This is a genomic window from Kitasatospora sp. Ki12 (assembly GCF_054601375.1).
Genome location: NZ_BAAIHT010000001.1, coordinates 458,370 through 476,514 on the forward strand (window position 1 = coordinate 458,370; position 18,145 = coordinate 476,514).

An 18,145-nucleotide genomic window follows, 5' to 3' on the forward strand; every position below is an offset into this window, starting at 1 on the left:
GGCACACTCTCCGTTCTCGCCGAAGCACCGTACGGAATCGACCGGTGCGCCTTGAGCGTGCACTTCAGGAGAAATCCGGGCCAGTGACTTCCGAAATCCTGTGGATAACTCGGCCCTGTGGAAGAGTTGTCACTCGCAGGGGTGAATTTCGGCCTTCTTGGAGCGCTTCGCCCTCGACTCTTCGCGGCCATGACAACAAACCCGCTGATCGCCGCCCCGGCCGGCGCCCGCCGGAACGCCCCCGGGGACCGTCCGCGCACGTCATCCGACCGGCGCAACCGTGATTTGCGCCCCCCACCCGCACCCCCGGCGGCACATTCTCCGTGTCGAATCCATAACGGGTGAGGAGGCAGCCCCGTAACGACTGCACAACGTCCGGCGCGGAACACTCCCAGACCGCTGCACTCACGGCCTTCACCTGCGATTATCGGACCGCTCCACCGAACCGACACACCAACGACGGTGTCGTCACACCCGGCCGAGGAACTGGACACCCTTATCCTGTCCCCGACAGGGCGAGGGCCCACCAACCCCCACCCCCACCCTCAGGCACGGGGCCGGACAGCGTGCGCCCCGGCGCTCGTCGCCCGATCCCGGCCACGGTCGCGCCCACCCGGGCGCCGCCCGTCCCGCCCCCATAGCTCAGCGGATAGAGCACCCGCCTTCTAAGCGGTAGGTCGCAGGTTCGAATCCTGCTGGGGGCGCCACCCCGCAATTCGCGCAGGCTGTCGCGCCGGTCGCGACCAAGCGTAGTCGCACCTTTCCACCCCGTAATACCGGGCGCCCATCGGGCACCCACCGCGCATAACCCGTGACATTCCGTGTCATGGCCGCAGCGAAAACCGCCGCCCGCCTTTGTGCGCGGTCCCGGGAAAAGGCGCGGTTCGGACAATCACACCGGGCTCCTCGCACGACGGAAATCCCGGGCGAATCCCGGCGAATCCCCCACCCCGGTCCATTCCGACGGCGTTCCGGAGGCGGCCGGTCCCCCGCGAAGCCGTCGGAGGACGGGCCGCCCGGACCGTCGGCCCGTCAGTCGCGTAAGCCCATCAGCCGCGTAAGCCCGCCAGCCGTGTCAGCCCGTCAGCCCGGCCAGGTGGGCGTCCAGGAGCGCGGTCTGCCGCTCCGGCGGGAACTCCTCCGGCGCGAAGAGCGCCTGCACCACCAGCCCGAGCACGAAGGCCTGCGCGCCGGCCGCGATCTCGGCCGGATCGGCCTGCGCCGGGAGCTCCCCGAGCCGCTGGGCGTCCGCGACCAGCGCGGTGAGCGCCACCCGCGAGCGGGCGTAGCGGCCGGCGTGCGCGGCCGCCAGCTCCGGATCGGCCAGCGCGTGGTCCCAGGAGCCGACCCAGATCCGGTTGCCGGACGCTGCGTCCCGGTCCAGCGGCAGGACGTCGAGCAGCGCCGCCCGCAGCCGGGGCAGCCCGGCGGGCGGCGGCGGGCTGCCGTCGGCGGGCGCGGTGCGCCGGGGCCTGGCGCCCGAGCGCCGGTCCAGCTCCTCCAGGGCGTGGCTGAGCAACGCCCGCTTGTTCGGGAAGTAGTGCGTCAGCATCCCGGTGGAGGCGCCCAGTTCGGCGGCCACGGCGCGCAGGGTCAGCCCCTCGAAGCCCCGGGTCGAGAGCACCCGCCACACCCCCTCGGACACGTCCGAGCGACGGGCGTCATGGTCTCCGCGGGCCGGTGTCATAAGGTCTATCGTACATACCAAACGTTTGTTATGAATGATTCCGACCAACCCGCGCTCCAGCCCGAAAGGCCCGCCCGTGTTTGCCGTACAGCTCACCGAGAACGCCGAACTGCGCCCGCTGGAGCCGTGGCAGGCCCCCGAGTTCCTGGCCCACATCGACCGGGCCCGCGCCCACACCGATCCGTGGATCCCCTGGGCCACCTTCTCCACCGACCTGGACTCCGCCCGCGCCACCCTGCAGCGCTACGCCGACGGCCAGGCCGCCGACCAGAAGCGGATCTACGGCATCTGGCGGGAGGGCACGCTGGTCGGCGGCGTGATGTTCGTCGGCTTCGACACCACGTCCGGCGTCTGCGAGATCGGTGCCTGGACCGAGCCGGCCGGCGAGGGCGGCGGGCTGATCACCGCCGCCGTCCGGCAGCTCCTCGACTACGCCTTCGTCACCCGCGGCCTGCACCGGGCCGAGTGGTGGTGCACCTCCGTCAACGCCCGCAGCCGCGCCGTCGCCGAGCGGGTCGGCATGAAGCGGGACGGCGTGCTGCGCGAGTGGTACCTGCACAACGGGGTCCGCCTCGACAAGGAGATCTGGGCGATCCTGGCCCACGAGTGGTCCGCCCAGGCCTGACGGCGGAGCCGGTCACGTCTCCCGCAACCGCCACGGCGAGGGGCCCGGTGGACTCCCCTGCGGTCCACCGGGCCCCTCGGTCCTCACCGATACTCCGGCCGTCTCAGGCCGCGAGCACCGGCCGCTCCTCCTCGGGACGCTCCCCCGCCGCTCGGGCCCCCGTGGGCCCGGCCGCCCGCAGCCGCACCGCGAGCACCAGCGCCAGTGCCAGCACCCCGCCCGCCGACAGGAACACCACGTCCACCGCGTCCGTGAAGCTGCCCAGCGCGTGCTCTCGGGCCGCGCCGGTGAGCGTCCGGACCGCGCCGAGCGTCCCGCCGGGCTCGCCCGCCTCGTAGGCCCGGGTCAGGACGGTGCCGAAGGCCGCCGCGCCGAGCGCGCTGCCGAGGGTCTGGAAGAACCGCACCCCGGTGGTCGCGACGCCGAGCTGGTGGGCGGGCGCGGCCTCCTGCACCAGCATGATCAGCTGGCCGACCAGCTGGCCCAGCCCGCAGCCCAGCAGGGCGAGTTCGGCCATCACCTGCCAGAGCGGGGTGGCCGGCCCGCTGAGGCCGAGCAGGGCGAGGGCGAGCGCCGCGACCGCCGAGCCGGCCACCAGGAAGGTCTGCGGCGCGTGGCCGCGGGCGGTCAGCCTGCCGATCAGCAGGCCGACCGCGGTCATCCCGGCCGCCATCGGGATCAGGTAGAGGCTCGCCGAGGTCGGGGCGACGCCGCGGGCGATCTGCAGGTACATCATCACGAACATGATCGAACCGGTCATGGCCACCCCGACCAGGCCCTGGATCGCGAAGCCCAGCCGCACCGCGCGGATCCGGAACAGCGACAGCGGCAGCACCGGCTCGGCGGCGGTGGCCTGGCGCCACAGGAAGAGGGCCAGCGAGACCAGGGCGGCGGCGGCGAGCCCGAGGATCTCCGGGGAGGTCCAGGCGTAGTCCTTGCCGCCCCACTCGGTGACCAGCAGCAGCGTGGTGGCGAAGGCGGCGGCGAGGGCCGCGCCGAGGAAGTCCAGGGACCGGCGGCCGGCCGAGGCCGGCAGCTTGAGCACCAGGGCGGCGCCGACCAGGACCAGCAGGCCGAGCGGCAGGTTGACGTAGAAGATCCAGCGCCAGCTGAGGTGGTCGGTGAACAGCGCCCCGATCAGCGGGCCGACCGCCATGCCGAGGCCGGCGACGATGCCGCCCGTCGCCCCGCCCTTGCCGCCACCCTCCTCCTCAGGGTCCTTGAGGTGGGCCATCACCACCATGGTGACGCTCATCAGCCCGCCCCCGCCGATGCCCTGGACGGCCCGGAAGGCGATCAGCTGCTCCATGCTCTGCGCGGCCCCGCAGAGCCCCGAGCCGAGCAGGAAGGTGCCGACCGCGCCGAGCAGCACCCGCTTGGCGCCGTACAGGTCGCAGAGCTTGCCGTACAGCGGCAGCAGCGCGGTGGCGGCCAGAGCGAAGGCGCTGACCAGCCAGGGCAGCCGGTCGACACCGTGGACGGGGTCGAGCTCGCGGACGATCGGCACGCTGGCCGCCGACACGATGTTCATGTCGAGCACCGCCAGCACGATCGTGACCAGGCAGATCACCATGCCCAGCCCTCGCTGGGCCGGTGTCATCAGGGTGGTCGGTGTCATCGTCAGGTCCCCCCAGGGTCGGTGGAGTTCGGTCCCGGACCGGGGCGGTCCGGCGGGAACGGCACCACCATGACAGGGTTTTTGGACTCGGTCAATCCTTAAGCTGGGGACATATTTCATCCGGGCACATCAATGAGCCTGGTCAATCCTTGTTCCTGGTACAGTCACCCCATGGCGCCCCAGACCGGCTTCACCCGCGGCCTCGACCACGGCTTCGACCTCGACGCGCTCCCGCTGCGGGAGCGCAAGAAGATCCAGACCGGCATCCGGCTCTGGCGCACCGCCGTCGGGCTGTTCGCCGAGCGGGGTTTCGACCAGGTGTCGGTGGCCGAGATCGCGGCCGCCGCCGAGGTGTCCAAGATGACCGTCTTCAACTACTTCCCCACCAAGGAAGACCTGGTCATGGGCCCGATGGAGCAGCACCTCGACGAGCCGGCCCGGGTGGTGCGCGAACGCGCCCCGGGCACCTCGGCGGTGGCGGCGCTGCGCACGCACTTCCTGGCCGCGCTGGAGCTGTTCGACCCCTCCACCGGGCTGAGCGACGACCCGGTCGTCCTCAAGGTGGTCCGGGTGATCCACCGGACCCCGACCCTGCTGATGCGCGCCACCGCCGGTTTCGACCAGAAGGCACAGGTCCTGCTGGCCGACGAACTCCGCACCCAGGACCCGGCCCACGACGAGCTCACCGCCAGGGTCGCCGCCGCCCAGCTGGTGGCCGTCCAACTGGCCCTGACCGGCGAGAACCAGCGCCGGATGCTGGCCGGCGAGTCCGCCGCGGACACCCTGCCCGCCGCACTGGACGCGACCCACCGGGCCTTCGCCCTGGTCGAACGGGGCCTCGGGGACTACTGCACCGACACCGCCTGAGAGAGTGGGCGCACCACGACCGACCGGAGGTGCGCATGGACCAGCCGCTGCTCACACGGGACCGCTCCGCCCTGCCCGCGCGGGCGGAGGGCCTCAACGCGTACGTCGGCGAGGACGGCGTCGCGGTGCTGGAGTTCGCCCGCCCGCACCGCCGCAACGCGGTGACGCTGGCGATCTGGGAGTCGCTGCCCGACACGCTGGAGCAGCTCGCCGGCCACCCGGGCGTGCGCGCCCTGCTGCTGACCGGCGCCGGCAACACCTTCAGCGCGGGCGCGGACATCGGCGAACTGGCCGAGGTGTACGGCGACCCGAAGCGTGCGGACGCCTACCACGCGGTCAACGTCGCCGCCGAGGAGGCGCTGGCGGCCTTCCCGCACCCGACCGTCGCCGTGGTGCACGGCGCGTGCGTGGGCGGCGGCTGCCAACTGGCCGTCGCCTGCGACCTGCGGTTCGTCGCCGAGGACGCCCGGCTGGGCATCACCCCGGCCAAGCTCGGCGTGGTCTACCCGGCGGTGCCGACCCTGCGGCTGGCCCGGCTGGTCGGTCCGGCCCGCGCCAAGTACCTGCTGTTCTCCGGCGAGTTGGTGCCGGGCCGGGACGCCCTGCCGCTGGGCCTCGCCGAACGCGTCCTGCCGGACGCCGAACTGGACGCCGCCGCCCTGGACTTCGCCCGCGTGCTGACCCGCCGCTCCCCGCAGACCATCGGCGCCGTCAAGGCCGCGCTGTCCGTCCCGCCGGAGCGGGCGGCCGAGGCGCTGGCGCCGTGGGAGCGCCGCTCCCGCGAGACCCCGGACGTGCGCGAGGGCCTCGCCGCCTTCCTGGAGGGCCGCCCGCCGCGGTTCTGAGCCCGGCGGTTCCGCACCGGGACCGGCCGACCGGGGACGGGGCGGCACCCGTACAATCGTCCGGCCGACGTCGAACCGCCGGCCCACCACGTACCCCCACCACGTACGCCTACCGCTTACGCCGACCCCGGAGCGACGCCCCGATGACGACCGAGGCCACGACCGAGGCCACCGCCCCCAGCCCCCGGACGATCTGGGCCCGCCGCATCACCGACGGCGTCGAGCCGAAGAACGTGATCATCGCGCTGCTCCCGCTGCTGGGCGGCCTTCGCTACGGCTGGCAGGGCATCGGCTGGGCGGCCTTCGCGGCCCTGTTCGCGGCCGTCGTCCCGACCCTGTTCATCCGGCGCGGCATGCGCAAGGGCACGGTGGAGGACCGTCACGTCGGCCACCGGCAGCGCCGGCTGACCGTCCTCCCCTTCATCATGGGCTCGGTGCTGCTCAGCTTCGCCGTGATGATCCGGCTGGACGCCCCGGCCGACCTGACCGCCCTGGTGCTGGCGATGTTCGCCTCGCTGATCCCGATCCTGGTGATCACCGTCTGGTGGAAGGTCTCCGTGCACACCGCGGTGACCGCCGGCGCGGTGGTCTGCCTGGCCGTCGCGCTCGGGCCGCTCTGGCTGCTGCTCTCGCTGCTGGTCCCGCTCGTCGGGTGGTCCCGGGTGGTGCTGCGGGACCACACCGTCGCCCAGACGGTCGTCGGCACGGTGGTGGGCGCGCTCACGGCCGGGCTCACCTTCTGGGCCGCCCGGTAGCGCGGGTCGACCGGCCGCAGGCCGTCCGGCGCCGGGCCCCCGCGGGACGGCGCGGGACGGCGCAGGCCGTCCCGCTCACCGCTCAGCGGATCGGCATCCCCGAGATCGCCCGGGCGATCACCAGCCGCTGGATCTCGCTGGTGCCCTCGAAGATCGAGTAGATCGCGCTGTCCCGGTGCATCCGCTCCACCGGGTACTCGCGGGTGAAGCCGTTGCCGCCGAGGATCTGCATCGCCTGCGCGGTGACGTACTTGGCGGTCTCGCCCGCGTACAGCTTGGACATCGAGCCCTCGGCCGCGGTGAACGGCTGGTTGGTGGCCGCCATCCAGGAGGCCCGCCACACCAGCAGCCGGGCCGCGTCGATCCGGGTCTTCATGTCGGCGAGCTGGAAGGCCACGCCCTGGTTGTCGATGATCGGACGGCCGAACTGCACCCGGGTCCTGGCGTAGTCCAGGGCCACCTCGTACGCGGCGCGGGCGATGCCGATCGCCTGGGCGCCGACGGCCGGACGGGAGGCCTCGAAGGTGGCCATCGCCGCGTTGCCCCGGCCGCCCGGGCGCTTGACGCCCTCGCGGGCCCGGGCCAGCCGCTCGTCCAGCTTCTCCTTGCCGCCGAGCAGGCAGCTGCCGGGCACCCGGACACCGTCCAGCACGACCTCGGCGGTGTGCGAGGCCCGGATGCCGTGCTTCTTGAACTTCTGGCCCTGGCTCAGCCCGGGCGTGCCCGGCGGGACGACGAAGGAGGCCTGGCCCTTGGCCCCGAGCCCGGGGTCGACGGTGGCGACGACGACGTGGACGGCGGCGATCCCGCCGTTGGTGGCCCAGGTCTTGGTGCCGTCGAGCACCCACTCGTCCTTGGCCTCGTCGTACACCGCCCGGGTGCGCAGGGCGGAGACGTCGGATCCGGCGTCCGGCTCGGAGGAGCAGAAGGCGGCCACCTTGAGGTCGTCCGGGGTGCCGAACATCTGCGGGGTCCAGGTGCCGATCTGCTCGTCGGTGCCGTTGGCGAGCACGGCGACGGCGGCCAGCGTGGTGCCGACGATGGACAGCCCGAGGCCCGCGTCGCCCCAGAACAGCTCCTCCATGGCGATCGGGATGCCGACGCCGGAGGGGTCGAAGTACTGCTGGGCGTAGAAGTCCAGCGAGTAGATGCCCAGCTTGGCGGCCTCCTGGATGATCGGCCAGGGGGTCTCCTCGCGCTCGTCCCACTCGGCCGCGGCCGGGCGCATCACGTCGGCGGCGAAGCCGTGCAGCCAGTCGCGTACGGCGAGCTGGTCCGCGCCCGGGTCCAGCGAGAACGTGCTGCTCATGGGTGCTTGCCTCCGAAGACGTGTGCGGCCGACCGGGGTGTTACCCCGGGTAACATCGTCGGAGTCTGCTACTGATTGGTAACCGGTGTCAACGCCCGCGACCGGCGCCGACGCCCCGTCAGACCCCCGACCCCGAGGAGCAGCGCATGTCCCGAGAGCCCCGCCGTGAGCAGCTGCTCAACGCCGCCGACCGGGTCATCCAGCGCGAAGGGCCCGGCGCCAGCATGAACGCCATCGCCGCCGAGGCCGGCATCACCAAGCCGATCCTCTACCGGCACTTCGGCGACCGGAACGGCCTGATCGGCGCCCTGACCGAGCGCCACACCGGCGGACTGCTGGCCGCCGTCCGGGCCGCCCTCGCCGAACCGCTGGAGCGCCGCGACCGGGTCGAGCACGTCCTGGACACCTACCTCGCCGGGATCGAGGCCCGCCCCCAGGTCTACCGGCTGCTCACCCACCCCGAACCCGGCGACCCCAGCGGCGCCGGCAACGCGCTCGCCCCGGCCCTCCGGCAGATCGCCGAGGAGATCACCCGGGCCGTCCAGAGCCAGGTCGACCTCGGCGCCGACCGCGACCTGCTCGCCGAGGCCTGGGGCCGGGGCATCACCGGCATGGTGCTGGCCGCCGGGGACTGGTGGCTGGAGAGCAGACCCTGCTCCCGCACCCGGATGGTGCAGGCGCTGGCCGACCTGCTCTGGGGCCGCCTGGCCGCCGCCGCCGACCTGCCCACCGCCGTCCTGCCCACCGCCCCGGTCGAGCCGCCGGCCCCGGCGGCGGGCTGAACTCCCCTTCCGCGCACGCCCCTTCAGCGCAAAGCCCTTGTCCGCACATGTGTGCACAACTCTTGTGCGGCGGACGGCGCCACGGGCATCATCGGGCCCCCACCCCCCGCCGTGCGAGGTCCCCGATGCGCCTGCGCCGAACCGCCGTCGCCCTGCTGCTCGCCGCCACCGCCGTCCTCACCGCCGCCCCGGCCGCCCCAGCCGCCCCGGCCAGCCCGGCCCCAGCCGCCCCGGCCGCCCCGGCCGCAGCCACGGACACCGACGCCACGGCCCGCAGCGGGCACCATGACCGCTTCCCCACCGGCACCGCCACCGCCCCGGACGGCCGCACCGCCCTCACCGACGCCCAGGGCCGCCGCCTCCAACTGCGCGGCTTCAACCTCGACAAGTACGCCGAGGCCACCGAGGCCGACCTGGCCTCCGTCGCCGCCCAGGGCTTCACGCTCGTCCGGCTGCCGGTCTCCTGGACCAGGCTGGAACCGCGACGCGGCGCCCTCGACCCCACCGAACTGGGCCGGCTGCGGCGGCTCCTCGACCGGGCCGACCGCCTGGGCCTGCTCGTCCTGGTCGACTTCCACCAGGACGTCTACGGACCGCGGTTCGGCGGCGGCACCAACGGCATCCCGGTCTGGGCCACCCGGGACGACGGCCTGCCCTTCACCCCGGACCCGGACGACTGGTTCGCCGGCTACTTCCAGCCCGCCGTCCAGGCCGCCTTCCGCCACCTCTACGACGACCCCGACCTGCGCGCCTGGCAGGCCGACTTCTACACCCGGCTCGCCCGCGAACTGCGCGGCCACCGCTCGCTGCTGGGCTACGACCTGTTCAACGAGCCGTTCGGCCCGGTGGACGGCGACCCGAGCGACCCGGCGGTGCTGGCCGCCGCCTCCGCCGCCCTGGAACAGGGCCGGCTCGCCGACATGTACCGCCGGCTGATCACCGCCGTCCGCCGCGCCGACACCCGTGCCTGGCTGTTCGTGGAACCGACGGTCCTGGTCGGCCAGGGCGTGCCGACCCGGCTGCCCGGCTTCACCGACCCCCGCCCCGGCGCGCCCCGGCTCGGCTACGCACCGCACTTCTACTCCACCGCCGTCGAGAACGGCGCCGACTGGGACCCGGCCGACGGCTTCGTCGAGCGGTACACCGCCGCGATCACCGCCTACCCGGCCGCCCACCGCCTGCCGGTCCTGGTAGGCGAGTGGGGGCCGCCCGACTCCCGGACGCCCGGCAACACCCAGCTGGTGCGCCGGCAGGTCGCCGCGATGGACGGCTTCGCCGAGGGCTGGACGCTCTGGTACTGGTGCCGGGGCACCGGCGGCTACTGCGCGCTCGACCCGGCCGGGCACCCGGCGCCCGGTGAGCAGCCCGCCTTCGGCCCGTACCCGGCCGCCGTCGCCGGCACCGACGTGCGCACCGAGGTCCGCGCGGACGGCACCGCCGCCGTCCGCTGGAGCGCCGACGGCACCGGGCGCGGCAGCGAACTCGTCCTGCCCCCGGCCGCGTTCCCGCACGGGGCGGGCGTCGCGGTCTCCCCCGCCGGCGCCCGGGTCGAGGTCGAGCAGCCGGCGGACGGGCGCGCCGGAACCGTACGGATCCGGCTCCCGCACGCCCGCCCGGGCACCGCCGTGACGGTCACCCTCACCGCCCGGTGACATCCACCCCGGTGACACCGCACCGCGGCCGGGCCCACCGCGCCACCGGCGCCTACCGCCGTACTACAGCAGGCCGCGGCGGGCCAGCAGCGGCCCGGTCTCCGGCGCCCGGCCGACCACCGCGCGGAAGGACTCCAGCGGGTCCCGGCTGAACCCGCGCGCCAGCAGCTCACGCCGGAACACCTCGCCGCTCTCCCGCACCGGCCGCCCGTTGCCCTCGAACCACTGCACGGTGTCGGCGTCCAGCACCTCGGACCAGATGTAGGCGTAGTAGGCCGCGCTGTAGCCGCTGGCGAAGATGTGCTGGAAGTACGCCGTCCGGTAGCGCGGCGGGACGGCGTCCACCGCGATCCCGGCCGCCGCCAGCGCCCGCGCCTCGAACTCCTCGACGTCGGTGATCTCCTCGCCCCGCGGCACCGTGTGCCAGGCCCAGTCCAGCAGCGTGGCCGCCAGGTACTCCACCGTCCGGAAGCCCTGTCCGAAGCCCTCGGCCGCCGTGATCCGCTCGACCAGCTCCGGCGACAGCACCTCCCCGGTCCCGTGGTGGCGGGCGTAGTTGGCCAGCACCTCGGGCCGGACCATCCACATCTCGTTGACCTGCGACGGGAACTCCACGAAGTCCCGCGGCACCGCGGTGCCCGAGAACAGCGGGTACCGCACCCGGGAGAACAGGCCGTGCAGCGCGTGCCCGAACTCGTGGAAGAGCGTGCGCACCTCGTCCCAGGACATCAGCACCGGCTCGCCGGGCGCCGCCCGCGGGATGTTGAGGTTGTTCAGCACCACCGGCCGCTGCCCGGTCAGCTCGGACTGCTCGACCAGCGAGTCCATCCAGGCCCCGCCGCGCTTGGACGCCCGGGCGTGGAAGTCGCCGATGAACAGGCCCAGCGCGGTGCCGTCCTCCTCGAACACCTCGAAGACCCGCGCGTCCGGGTGGTGCGCCGTCAGGTCCGGCCGCTCGGTGAAGGACAGCCCGTACGCCAGGTTCGCCGCGAAGAACACACCGTCGCGCAGCACCCGCTCCAGCTCGAAGTAAGGGCGCAGCACCGCCGCGTCCACCTGGAAGGACTCCTGCCGGACCTTCTCCGAGTAGTACGCCCAGTCGTGCGCGGCGATCTCCTCGACCCCGTCCGCGGCCGCCACCCGGGCCAGCTCGGCGGCTTCCCGGCGGGCGTTGGCCACGGCCGGCCCGACGAGGCGGGCCAGCAGGGCGGAGACCGCCTCGACCGTACCGGCCGTCTCGTCCGCCACCACGTACGCGGCGTGGCTCGGGTGCCCCAGCAGCTCGGCCCGCTCGGCGCGCAGCCCGGCCATCCGGATCGCGATCGGGCCGTTCTCCTCGATGCCCCGGCCGAGCGAGGCGGCGAGCAGCCGCTCGCGCACCGAGCGGTCGGTGAGCTGGGCCAGCGCGGGCTGGCCGGAGGTGTTCTGCAGGCTCAGCACGTACCTGCCCTCGTGGCCGAGCACCCGGGCGTTCTCCGCGGCGCCGGCGATCGCGTCCTCGGACAGCCCGGCCAGCTCCGCCGCCGAGTCCAGGACCAGCGCGGAGGCCCGGTTCGCGGCGTTCACGTTCTGCTGGAACGTGGTGCCCAGCGCGGCGAGTTCGGCGTTCAGCCCGCGCAGCCGGGCCTGCTCGGCCTCGCCCAGCCGGGCGCCGGAGCGCTCGAAGGCGCCGTACCGGCGCTCCAGCAGCCGCAGCGACTCCGGGTCCAGGCCGAGCCGATCGCGGGTGCGGTACAGCTCCTCGATCCGGGCGAACAGCGCGCGGTCCAGGTGGATCGCGTCGTGGTGGACGGCGAGCAGCGGACTCACCTTGGCCTCCACCTCGTCCAGCACGTCGGTGGTGTCCGAGGAGGACTGGTTGCGGAAGACGACGTCCACCCGGCGCAGCAGCTCCCCGGTGCGCTCCAGGGCCACCAGGGTGTTCTCGAAGGTCGGCGGGTTGCCGTCGGCGGTGATCGCCGCGATCTCGGCCAGCTGCTCGGCCATCCCGCGCTCGTACGCGGGCAGGTAGTGCTCCTCCCGGATCTCCGCGAAGGGGGGCAGCTCGTAGTCCAGCGTGCTGGGCCGGAAGAACGGGTTCTCGGTCATTTCGCCGACCATACGCGGTGTCACCCGCCCTGCCTACGCGGCCCTCACCCGTTGTCGTACCCACCCGTTACCGTCAGCGCAGGAGGCCCGTCAGCCGCGGGCCGCGAGCCCGCACACCAGTGCCGTACCAGCACGCCCGACCGCGCGCCGGAGAGGAGCAGCCCCCGTGGCACCCAGGATCGCCCTCGCGCCCGACCCGCACGGCCCCGGCGGCCGGCTCCAGCCGCTCGACGACGCGGGCACCCCGCTCGGCCCGCCGGAGCCGGTCCCCGACCTCGCCGCCGCGGTCGCCGCCCGGGAGGCCGCCGACCGCCCCCGCTGGGTCTGGGCCGCCGCCGACTCCGGGTACGCCCCGCTGCTGCCCCGGCTGCCCGACCGGGTCGCCCGCTGCCACGACCTGCGGCTGGTCGAGGCGCTGCTGCTGGCGCACGAGGGCCGGTTCGGCGCGCCGCGCTCGCTCGGCGCGGCCTGGGCCCGGCTGCGCGGCCTGCCCGTCCCGGCGGACCTGCCCGAGCCCGGCCCGGCCGACGCCGACGACGGCCAGGACACCCTGTTCGCCCCCGACCGGCTGCAACTGCCGCCCGGCGCCGACCCGCTGGCCGCCGTGGTCGCCGTCCACGCCGAGCAGCAGCGCCGGATCGCCGCCGTCGCCGACCCGGCCGCCCGGCAGCGCTTCCGGCTGCTGGTCGCCGCCGAGTCGGCCGGCGCCCTGGTGGCCGCCGAGATCGCCCAGGACGGCCTGCCCTGGCGCGCCGACGTCCACGACCGGCTGCTGACCGACCTGCTCGGCCCCCGCCCGAGCGTCCCCGGCACCCAGCCCCGGCTGCTCGCCGACCTCGCCGTCGAGCTCCAGCAGGCCCTCGGCGGCAAGCCGTTCAACCCCGACTCGCACACCCAGGTGCTGCGCGCCTTCGCCGAGGCCGGCATCCAGCTCACCTCCACCCGCTCCTGGGAGCTCAAGGAGATCGACCACCCGGCGGCCCGGCTGCTGGTCCGCTACAAGGAGCTGGCCCGGATCCACGTCGCCCACGGCTGGGCCTGGCAGGACGCCTGGGCCCGCGGCGGCCGCTTCCGGCCCGAGTACGTGGTCGGCGGTGTGGTCTCCGGCCGCTGGGCCAGCCGCGGCGGCGGCGCCCTGCAGATCCCGCGCATCCTGCGCCGGGCCGTGGTCGCCGACCCGGGCTGGCTGCTGGTCGTCGCCGACGCCGCCCAGCTGGAGCCCCGGGTGCTCGCCGCGCTCTCCCAGGACGCCGGGCTGGCCCGCACCGCCGCCGGCGGCGACCTGTACGAGGCGCTCGCCGCCACCGCCTTCCAGGGCGACCGGGACAAGGCCAAGCTCGGCCTGCTCGGCGCCATGTACGGGCAGACCAGCGGCGACATCGGCCCGCTGCTGAACACCCTGCGCCGCCGCTACCCGGCCGCGATGGGCTACGTCGAGGCCGCCGCCCGCACCGGCGAGGACGGCGGTGTGGTCTCCTCCCGGCTCGGCCGGGTCTGCCCGCCGGCCTCCGCCGACTTCCTCGACCTCACCGAGGCTGACACCGCGAGCGAGGCCGGCGGCCGCACCGCCCGCGCCCGCGGCCGCTTCACCCGCAACTTCGTCATCCAGGCCAGCGCCGCCGACTGGGCCCTCGCCCTCCTCGCGGCGCTGCGCCGACGGCTCGCCGAGCTGCCGGCGGCCGGCCCGGAGGACCGCCCGCACCTGGTGTTCTTCCAGCACGACGAGGTGCTGGTGCACACCCCGGCCAACCTCGCCGACCAGGTGGCCGCCGCCGTCGCCGAAGCCGCCGACGAGGCCCGCCGGCTGGTGTTCGGCGACACCCCGGTGCGCTTCCCGCTCACCACGGCGGTGGTGGACTGCTACGCCGACGCCAAGTGACCGGCCGGCCCGGGGCGGCCGCTACAGCTTCCGGAAGGAGCGCGCCTCCTCGGCCGCCGCGACCACCTCGGCCAGCCCCGCCCCGGTCGAGGCGGTGACGGCGGCGGCCACCGCGCCCTCCACGAACGGCGCGTCCACCAGCCGCACGCCCGGGCGCGGCTCGTCCTCCAGCACCGTGACGGCGGTGAGCACCGAGCTGCCGAGGTCCGGCAGCACGACCACGCCCGCCCCGCCGTCCGCCCGGGCGACCGCCCCGGCGATCAGCTCGTAGCTGGTCCCGAGCCCGCCGTCCTCCGTGCCGCCCGCGACCACCACCCGCACGCCGTCCGAGGCCAGTTCGGCGAGCAGCTCGCGCAGCCCCTCCGCGAGCCGGGCGCTGTGCGAGACCAGGACGATGCCCACGTTTCCACTCATGCGGACGACCCTACGGTCCGATCCCACTGCTCCGGGAGAGTGACGGGAAACGCGCGTGTCGCAGCCCGTGCCCGCCACCCCCGTCTGGCGTAGCGTCGGGTCAACAGCGTTGACCGCCGTAGCGTCCTCACCAAGGGAGCGAAGAGCGTTGAAGAAGCTGATCAACACCCCGGAGAGCGTCCTGGAGGACGCCCTGGCCGGGGTCGCCGCCGCCCATCCGGAGCTGGCGGTGGACATCCCCAACCGGGTGATCACCCGGGCCGCCCGCCCGGCCGGGCCCAAGGTCGCGCTGATCTCCGGCGGCGGCTCCGGCCACGAACCGCTGCACGGCGGCTTCGTCGGCCCCGGCATGCTCGACGCCGCCTGCCCGGGCGAGGTGTTCACGTCGCCCGTCCCGGACCAGATGCTGGCCGCCGCCAAGGCCGTGGAGAACGGCGCCGGCGTCGTCTTCGTCGTGAAGAACTACACCGGCGACGTGATGAACTTCGAGCTCGCCGCCGAACTCGCCGCCGAGGAGGGCCTGGAGGTCCGCACCGTCCTGGTCAACGACGACGTCGCGGTCGAGGACTCCACCTGGACGGCCGGCCGCCGGGGCACCGGCGCGACCGTCCTGGTCGAGAAGACCGCCGGCGCGCTGGCCGAGCGCGGCGCCCCGCTGGACGAGGTGGCCGCGCTCGGCGAGCGGGTCAACGCCGCCTCCCGCTCCTTCGCGATCGCGCTCACCGCCGCCACCGTCCCGGCCGCCGGCAAGCCCGGATTCGACCTGCCCGAGGACGAGATCGAGGTCGGCGTCGGCATCCACGGCGAGCCCGGCCGCCGCCGCGAGAAGCTCCGCCCGGCCCGGGACCTTGCCGCCGAGGTGGTCGACACCATCCTCACCGACCACCACCTCACCCCCGGCGACGAGGTGATCGCCCTGCTCAACGGCCTCGGTGCCACCCCGCTGCTGGAGCTGTACGTGGTCTACGGCGAGGTCGCCGCCCGCCTCGCCGAGCGCGGCATCACCGTGGCCCGCAGCCTGGTCGGCAACTACGTCACCAGCCTCGACATGGCCGGATTCTCCCTCACCCTCACCAAGGCCGACACCCAACTGCTGGAACTCTGGGACGCCCCGGTCGACACCCCCGCCCTCAAGCGGGCCTGAAGAGGAGCCGCGATGCCCGACACCCCCCGCTTCGACGGCCCGCTGGCCGAGTCCTGGATCCGCGCGATCGCCGCGGCCGTCGAGAAAGAGCAGCCCCGGCTCACCGAGCTGGACTCCGCGATCGGCGACGGCGACCACGGCAGCAACCTCCAGCGCGGCTTCACGGCCGCCCTCACCGCCCTGGACGCCCTCGGACCCGCCGACCCCGGCGCCGTCCTCACCAAAACCGGCACCACCCTCATCTCCAAGGTCGGCGGCGCCTCCGGACCGCTCTACGGCAAAGCCTTCCGCGCCATCGGCGCCGCCCTGCCAGGCCCCGCCGCCCCGGCCACCCTCGCCGAAGCCCTCTCCGCCGGCCTCGACGCCGTCCGCCTCCTCGGCAAGGCCGAACCCGGCGACAAAACCATCGTGGACGCCTGGACCCCAGCCGTCACCGCCTTCCGCACCGCGGCCGCCACCGGAGCCACCCTCCCCGAAGCCGCCACCGCAGCCGCCGACGCCGCCGAACAGGGCGCCCGCGACACCACCCCCCTCCAAGCCCGCAAGGGCCGAGCCTCCTACCTCGGCGAACGCAGCATCGGCCACCAAGACCCCGGCGCCACCTCCACCGCCCTCATCTTCCGCACCCTCGCCGAAACCCTCACCACCTAAGCCCCCCCCCCCCGCACCCCCACCCCACCTCCCGCACCTACCTCCCCCTCCCCTCCCCCTCACCGGCGAGAGGGACGCGCTGCGGAAGGGGCGGCGCAGGGGGTGGGTGCGGAGAGGGGCGTTGCGGGTGATTTTCAGACTGCCAACGGCGACCAGCCCCACCCCACAGAGTGGGCAGTCTGAAAATCATCCAGCCCCCGGAGCACCCACCCCCGGAGCCGCCCCGCCCCCACCCTCCCGAGAGCCCCACCCCCACCCCCAAGCCCCGCGCAGCGGCCCCTCACCCATCCGTCCGCGTAATCAGCAACAACAAAGCGTCATCCCGCAACTCCCCACCCGTGTGCGCCAGCAGATCCCCGTAGACCCGCTCCACCGCCGCCTCCAGCTCCCCCGCCGAGCGCGCAGCGTCCCGCACCAGCGGCCCCACCCGCTCCGCCAGCGGGTAGAATTCCCCGCTCCTGCGGTGCCGCGCCTCGATCACCCCGTCCGTGCAGAGCACCAGCACGTCCTCCGGCCCGAACGCCTGCCCCCAGGTGGTGGGCTCCCCGGAGGCGAGCCGGCCGAGGCCGAGCGGCACCCACGGGTCCGGCGCGTCCAGGACGTGCGCGTGTCCCTCGCCGTCGACCCGGATCGGCGGCACGTGCCCGTACTGCAGCAGTTCCATGACTCCCGGAGAGCGGAATTCGGCGAACAGCGCGGTGGTGAACTCCCCGTCCGGCACGTGCCGTTCGACGCTGGCCTCGATCCGGGCCGCGACGCCCCGCAGCCCGGCCTCGTCGTACGCGGCTTCGCGGAAGGCGCCGAGCACCACGGCCGCGGTCTGCACGGCCGCGAGCCCCTTGCCGCGGACGTCCCCGACGGCGACCCGGGTCCCGTGCGGCGTCTCCAGGGCGGAGTACAGGTCCCCGCCGATCTGTGAGGCGTCGGCCGCCGACACGTACCGTACGGCCAGCCGCAGCGGCCCGACGGTCGGCCCGGGCAGCCGGAGCAGCGCCCGCTGGGCGGCTTCGGCGACGGAGCTGACCGCCGCGAAGGCGGCCGCGCGCCGCATCCGGAGCTTGGCGACCCAGGCGGAGAAGAGGGTGACCACCAGGTAGCTGACCATGGCTCCGTAGAGGAAGCGCGCGTCGTTGATGTTGTCGACCTGGTCGTAGTGGCTGAGTCCGAACACGGCGAGCAGGCCGACCGCGCAGACCGCGAGCAGTTCGCGGGGCCGGAGGGTCAGTGCCGCGACGGTCGGCACGACGGTCATCAGCGGGGCGAGGTAGCGGTCCTTGCCGGAGAGGAAGTCCGCGAGCGCGACCAGCAGCATGGCGGCCACGGCGGGGGTGGCGCGCCGCCAGAGCGGCACGTCCTGGAGGTCGGCGGCCAGCAGGGCGCCGCGCTGCCGGCCCGGCGGCAGTCCGGCTGCCGTGGGAGCCGAGGGCGACTGGGCGCGGCGGATCGGAAACACATACCGAACATAAGGGACGATCACGGCACTCACCCATCCGCCCTGTCGCCTACGATGCGTTGCACCTCCCCCACCTCTCCGTGAAATACCCCAGAGGGGTATGGTGTCAGCACAGGAAAGCACAGGAACCGCACCGACCTTCCGGAGGCCCCGATGTCCAGCACCATCACCTACACCGTGTCCGGCATGAGCTGCGGCCACTGCGAGAAGGCGATCAGCGAGGAGCTCTCCGCGCTGTCCGGTGTCACCGACGTCGCCGCCGACTCCAAGGCCGGGACCGTGACGGTCTCCTCCGCCGCGCCGTTGGACGACGAGCAGGTCCGCGCCGCCGTGGACGAGGCCGGCTACGAGCTGGTCGGCCGCAGCTCCTGAACCG

Annotated in this window: 16 protein-coding genes and 1 tRNA gene; 11 read left to right on the forward strand and 6 right to left on the reverse strand. The window is 74.3% G+C overall.

All coding sequences use genetic code 11. The features are described from left to right. Positions 1–631: 631 nt before the first annotated feature. Positions 632–707 (forward strand) — tRNA-Arg (locus tag ACYP53_RS02020). Positions 708–1,075: 368 nt separating this feature from the next. Here the strand turns inward: ACYP53_RS02020 and ACYP53_RS02025 are convergent. Continuing rightward, complete coding sequence (locus tag ACYP53_RS02025) at positions 1,076–1,687, reverse strand: TetR/AcrR family transcriptional regulator (RefSeq protein WP_189916530.1); 612 nt, start codon at positions 1,685–1,687, stop codon at positions 1,076–1,078. A gap of 76 nt (positions 1,688–1,763) precedes the next feature. On the opposite strand from ACYP53_RS02025, the gene ACYP53_RS02030 reads away from it, so the two are divergent. Then, a complete protein-coding gene (locus ACYP53_RS02030; protein WP_189916531.1) occupies positions 1,764–2,312 on the forward strand; it encodes a GNAT family N-acetyltransferase in 549 nt (182 codons plus the stop codon). 103 nt (positions 2,313–2,415) lie between these two features. Here ACYP53_RS02030 and ACYP53_RS02035 read toward each other — a convergent pair whose 3' ends face one another. Continuing rightward, the gene (locus ACYP53_RS02035; RefSeq protein ID WP_229928630.1) at positions 2,416–3,930 is read right to left on the reverse strand and encodes an MFS transporter; all 1,515 of its coding nucleotides are present in this window, start codon (positions 3,928–3,930) and stop codon (positions 2,416–2,418) included. A 171-nt stretch (positions 3,931–4,101) separates the two neighbouring features. Here ACYP53_RS02035 and ACYP53_RS02040 point away from each other — a divergent pair, with 171 nt between their 5' ends. From ACYP53_RS02040 to ACYP53_RS02050, 3 genes are all read left to right on the forward strand, one after another. Beyond that, positions 4,102–4,797, forward strand: a complete 696-nt coding sequence (locus ACYP53_RS02040) for a TetR family transcriptional regulator (protein ID WP_189916532.1) — start codon at positions 4,102–4,104, stop codon at positions 4,795–4,797. A 35-nt stretch (positions 4,798–4,832) separates the two neighbouring features. Next, the gene (locus ACYP53_RS02045) at positions 4,833–5,642 is read left to right on the forward strand and encodes an enoyl-CoA hydratase/isomerase family protein (RefSeq protein ID WP_189916533.1); all 810 of its coding nucleotides are present in this window, start codon (positions 4,833–4,835) and stop codon (positions 5,640–5,642) included. Positions 5,643–5,785: 143 nt separating this feature from the next. Next, positions 5,786–6,397, forward strand: coding sequence for a hypothetical protein (locus ACYP53_RS02050; RefSeq protein ID WP_229928631.1), 612 nt, complete (start codon positions 5,786–5,788; stop codon positions 6,395–6,397). Positions 6,398–6,479: 82 nt separating this feature from the next. Here ACYP53_RS02050 and ACYP53_RS02055 read toward each other — a convergent pair whose 3' ends face one another. Beyond that, on the reverse strand, positions 6,480–7,706 hold the full coding sequence (locus ACYP53_RS02055) for an acyl-CoA dehydrogenase family protein (protein WP_459646502.1): 1,227 nt from the start codon (positions 7,704–7,706) through the stop codon (positions 6,480–6,482). A 146-nt stretch (positions 7,707–7,852) separates the two neighbouring features. On the opposite strand from ACYP53_RS02055, the gene ACYP53_RS02060 reads away from it, so the two are divergent. Beyond that, on the forward strand, positions 7,853–8,488 hold the full coding sequence (locus ACYP53_RS02060; RefSeq protein ID WP_459646503.1) for a TetR family transcriptional regulator: 636 nt from the start codon (positions 7,853–7,855) through the stop codon (positions 8,486–8,488). Between the two features lie 125 nt (positions 8,489–8,613). Continuing rightward, positions 8,614–10,140: a cellulase family glycosylhydrolase gene (locus tag ACYP53_RS02065; protein ID WP_459646504.1), complete on the forward strand. Its 1,527-nt coding sequence runs from the start codon at positions 8,614–8,616 to the stop codon at positions 10,138–10,140. 63 nt (positions 10,141–10,203) lie between these two features. On the opposite strand, the gene ACYP53_RS02070 is transcribed toward ACYP53_RS02065, so the two are convergent. Further along, positions 10,204–12,228 (reverse strand): M3 family metallopeptidase, encoded by a 2,025-nt coding sequence (locus ACYP53_RS02070; RefSeq protein ID WP_459646505.1) that lies wholly within the window; start codon positions 12,226–12,228, stop codon positions 10,204–10,206. A 166-nt stretch (positions 12,229–12,394) separates the two neighbouring features. Here ACYP53_RS02070 and ACYP53_RS02075 point away from each other — a divergent pair, with 166 nt between their 5' ends. Continuing rightward, a complete protein-coding gene (locus ACYP53_RS02075; protein WP_459646506.1) occupies positions 12,395–14,107 on the forward strand; it encodes a bifunctional 3'-5' exonuclease/DNA polymerase in 1,713 nt (570 codons plus the stop codon). A 21-nt stretch (positions 14,108–14,128) separates the two neighbouring features. On the opposite strand, the gene dhaM is transcribed toward ACYP53_RS02075, so the two are convergent. Then, positions 14,129–14,521 (reverse strand): dihydroxyacetone kinase phosphoryl donor subunit DhaM, encoded by a 393-nt coding sequence (gene dhaM, locus ACYP53_RS02080; protein WP_189916539.1) that lies wholly within the window; start codon positions 14,519–14,521, stop codon positions 14,129–14,131. Positions 14,522–14,669: 148 nt separating this feature from the next. Here dhaM and dhaK point away from each other — a divergent pair, with 148 nt between their 5' ends. Next, positions 14,670–15,665: a dihydroxyacetone kinase subunit DhaK gene (dhaK, locus tag ACYP53_RS02085; RefSeq protein WP_189916540.1), complete on the forward strand. Its 996-nt coding sequence runs from the start codon at positions 14,670–14,672 to the stop codon at positions 15,663–15,665. 12 nt (positions 15,666–15,677) lie between these two features. Beyond that, positions 15,678–16,316 carry a dihydroxyacetone kinase subunit DhaL gene (dhaL, locus tag ACYP53_RS02090; RefSeq protein ID WP_189916541.1) on the forward strand — a complete coding sequence of 213 codons (639 nt, stop codon included), beginning with the start codon at positions 15,678–15,680 and terminating at the stop codon, positions 16,314–16,316. A 280-nt stretch (positions 16,317–16,596) separates the two neighbouring features. On the opposite strand, the gene ACYP53_RS02095 is transcribed toward dhaL, so the two are convergent. Further along, the gene (locus ACYP53_RS02095; RefSeq protein ID WP_229928632.1) at positions 16,597–17,769 is read right to left on the reverse strand and encodes a PP2C family protein-serine/threonine phosphatase; all 1,173 of its coding nucleotides are present in this window, start codon (positions 17,767–17,769) and stop codon (positions 16,597–16,599) included. A gap of 153 nt (positions 17,770–17,922) precedes the next feature. Between ACYP53_RS02095 and ACYP53_RS02100 the strand changes: the two genes are divergently transcribed. Then, complete coding sequence (locus ACYP53_RS02100) at positions 17,923–18,141, forward strand: heavy-metal-associated domain-containing protein (protein ID WP_189916542.1); 219 nt, start codon at positions 17,923–17,925, stop codon at positions 18,139–18,141. Positions 18,142–18,145 lie beyond the last annotated feature (4 nt).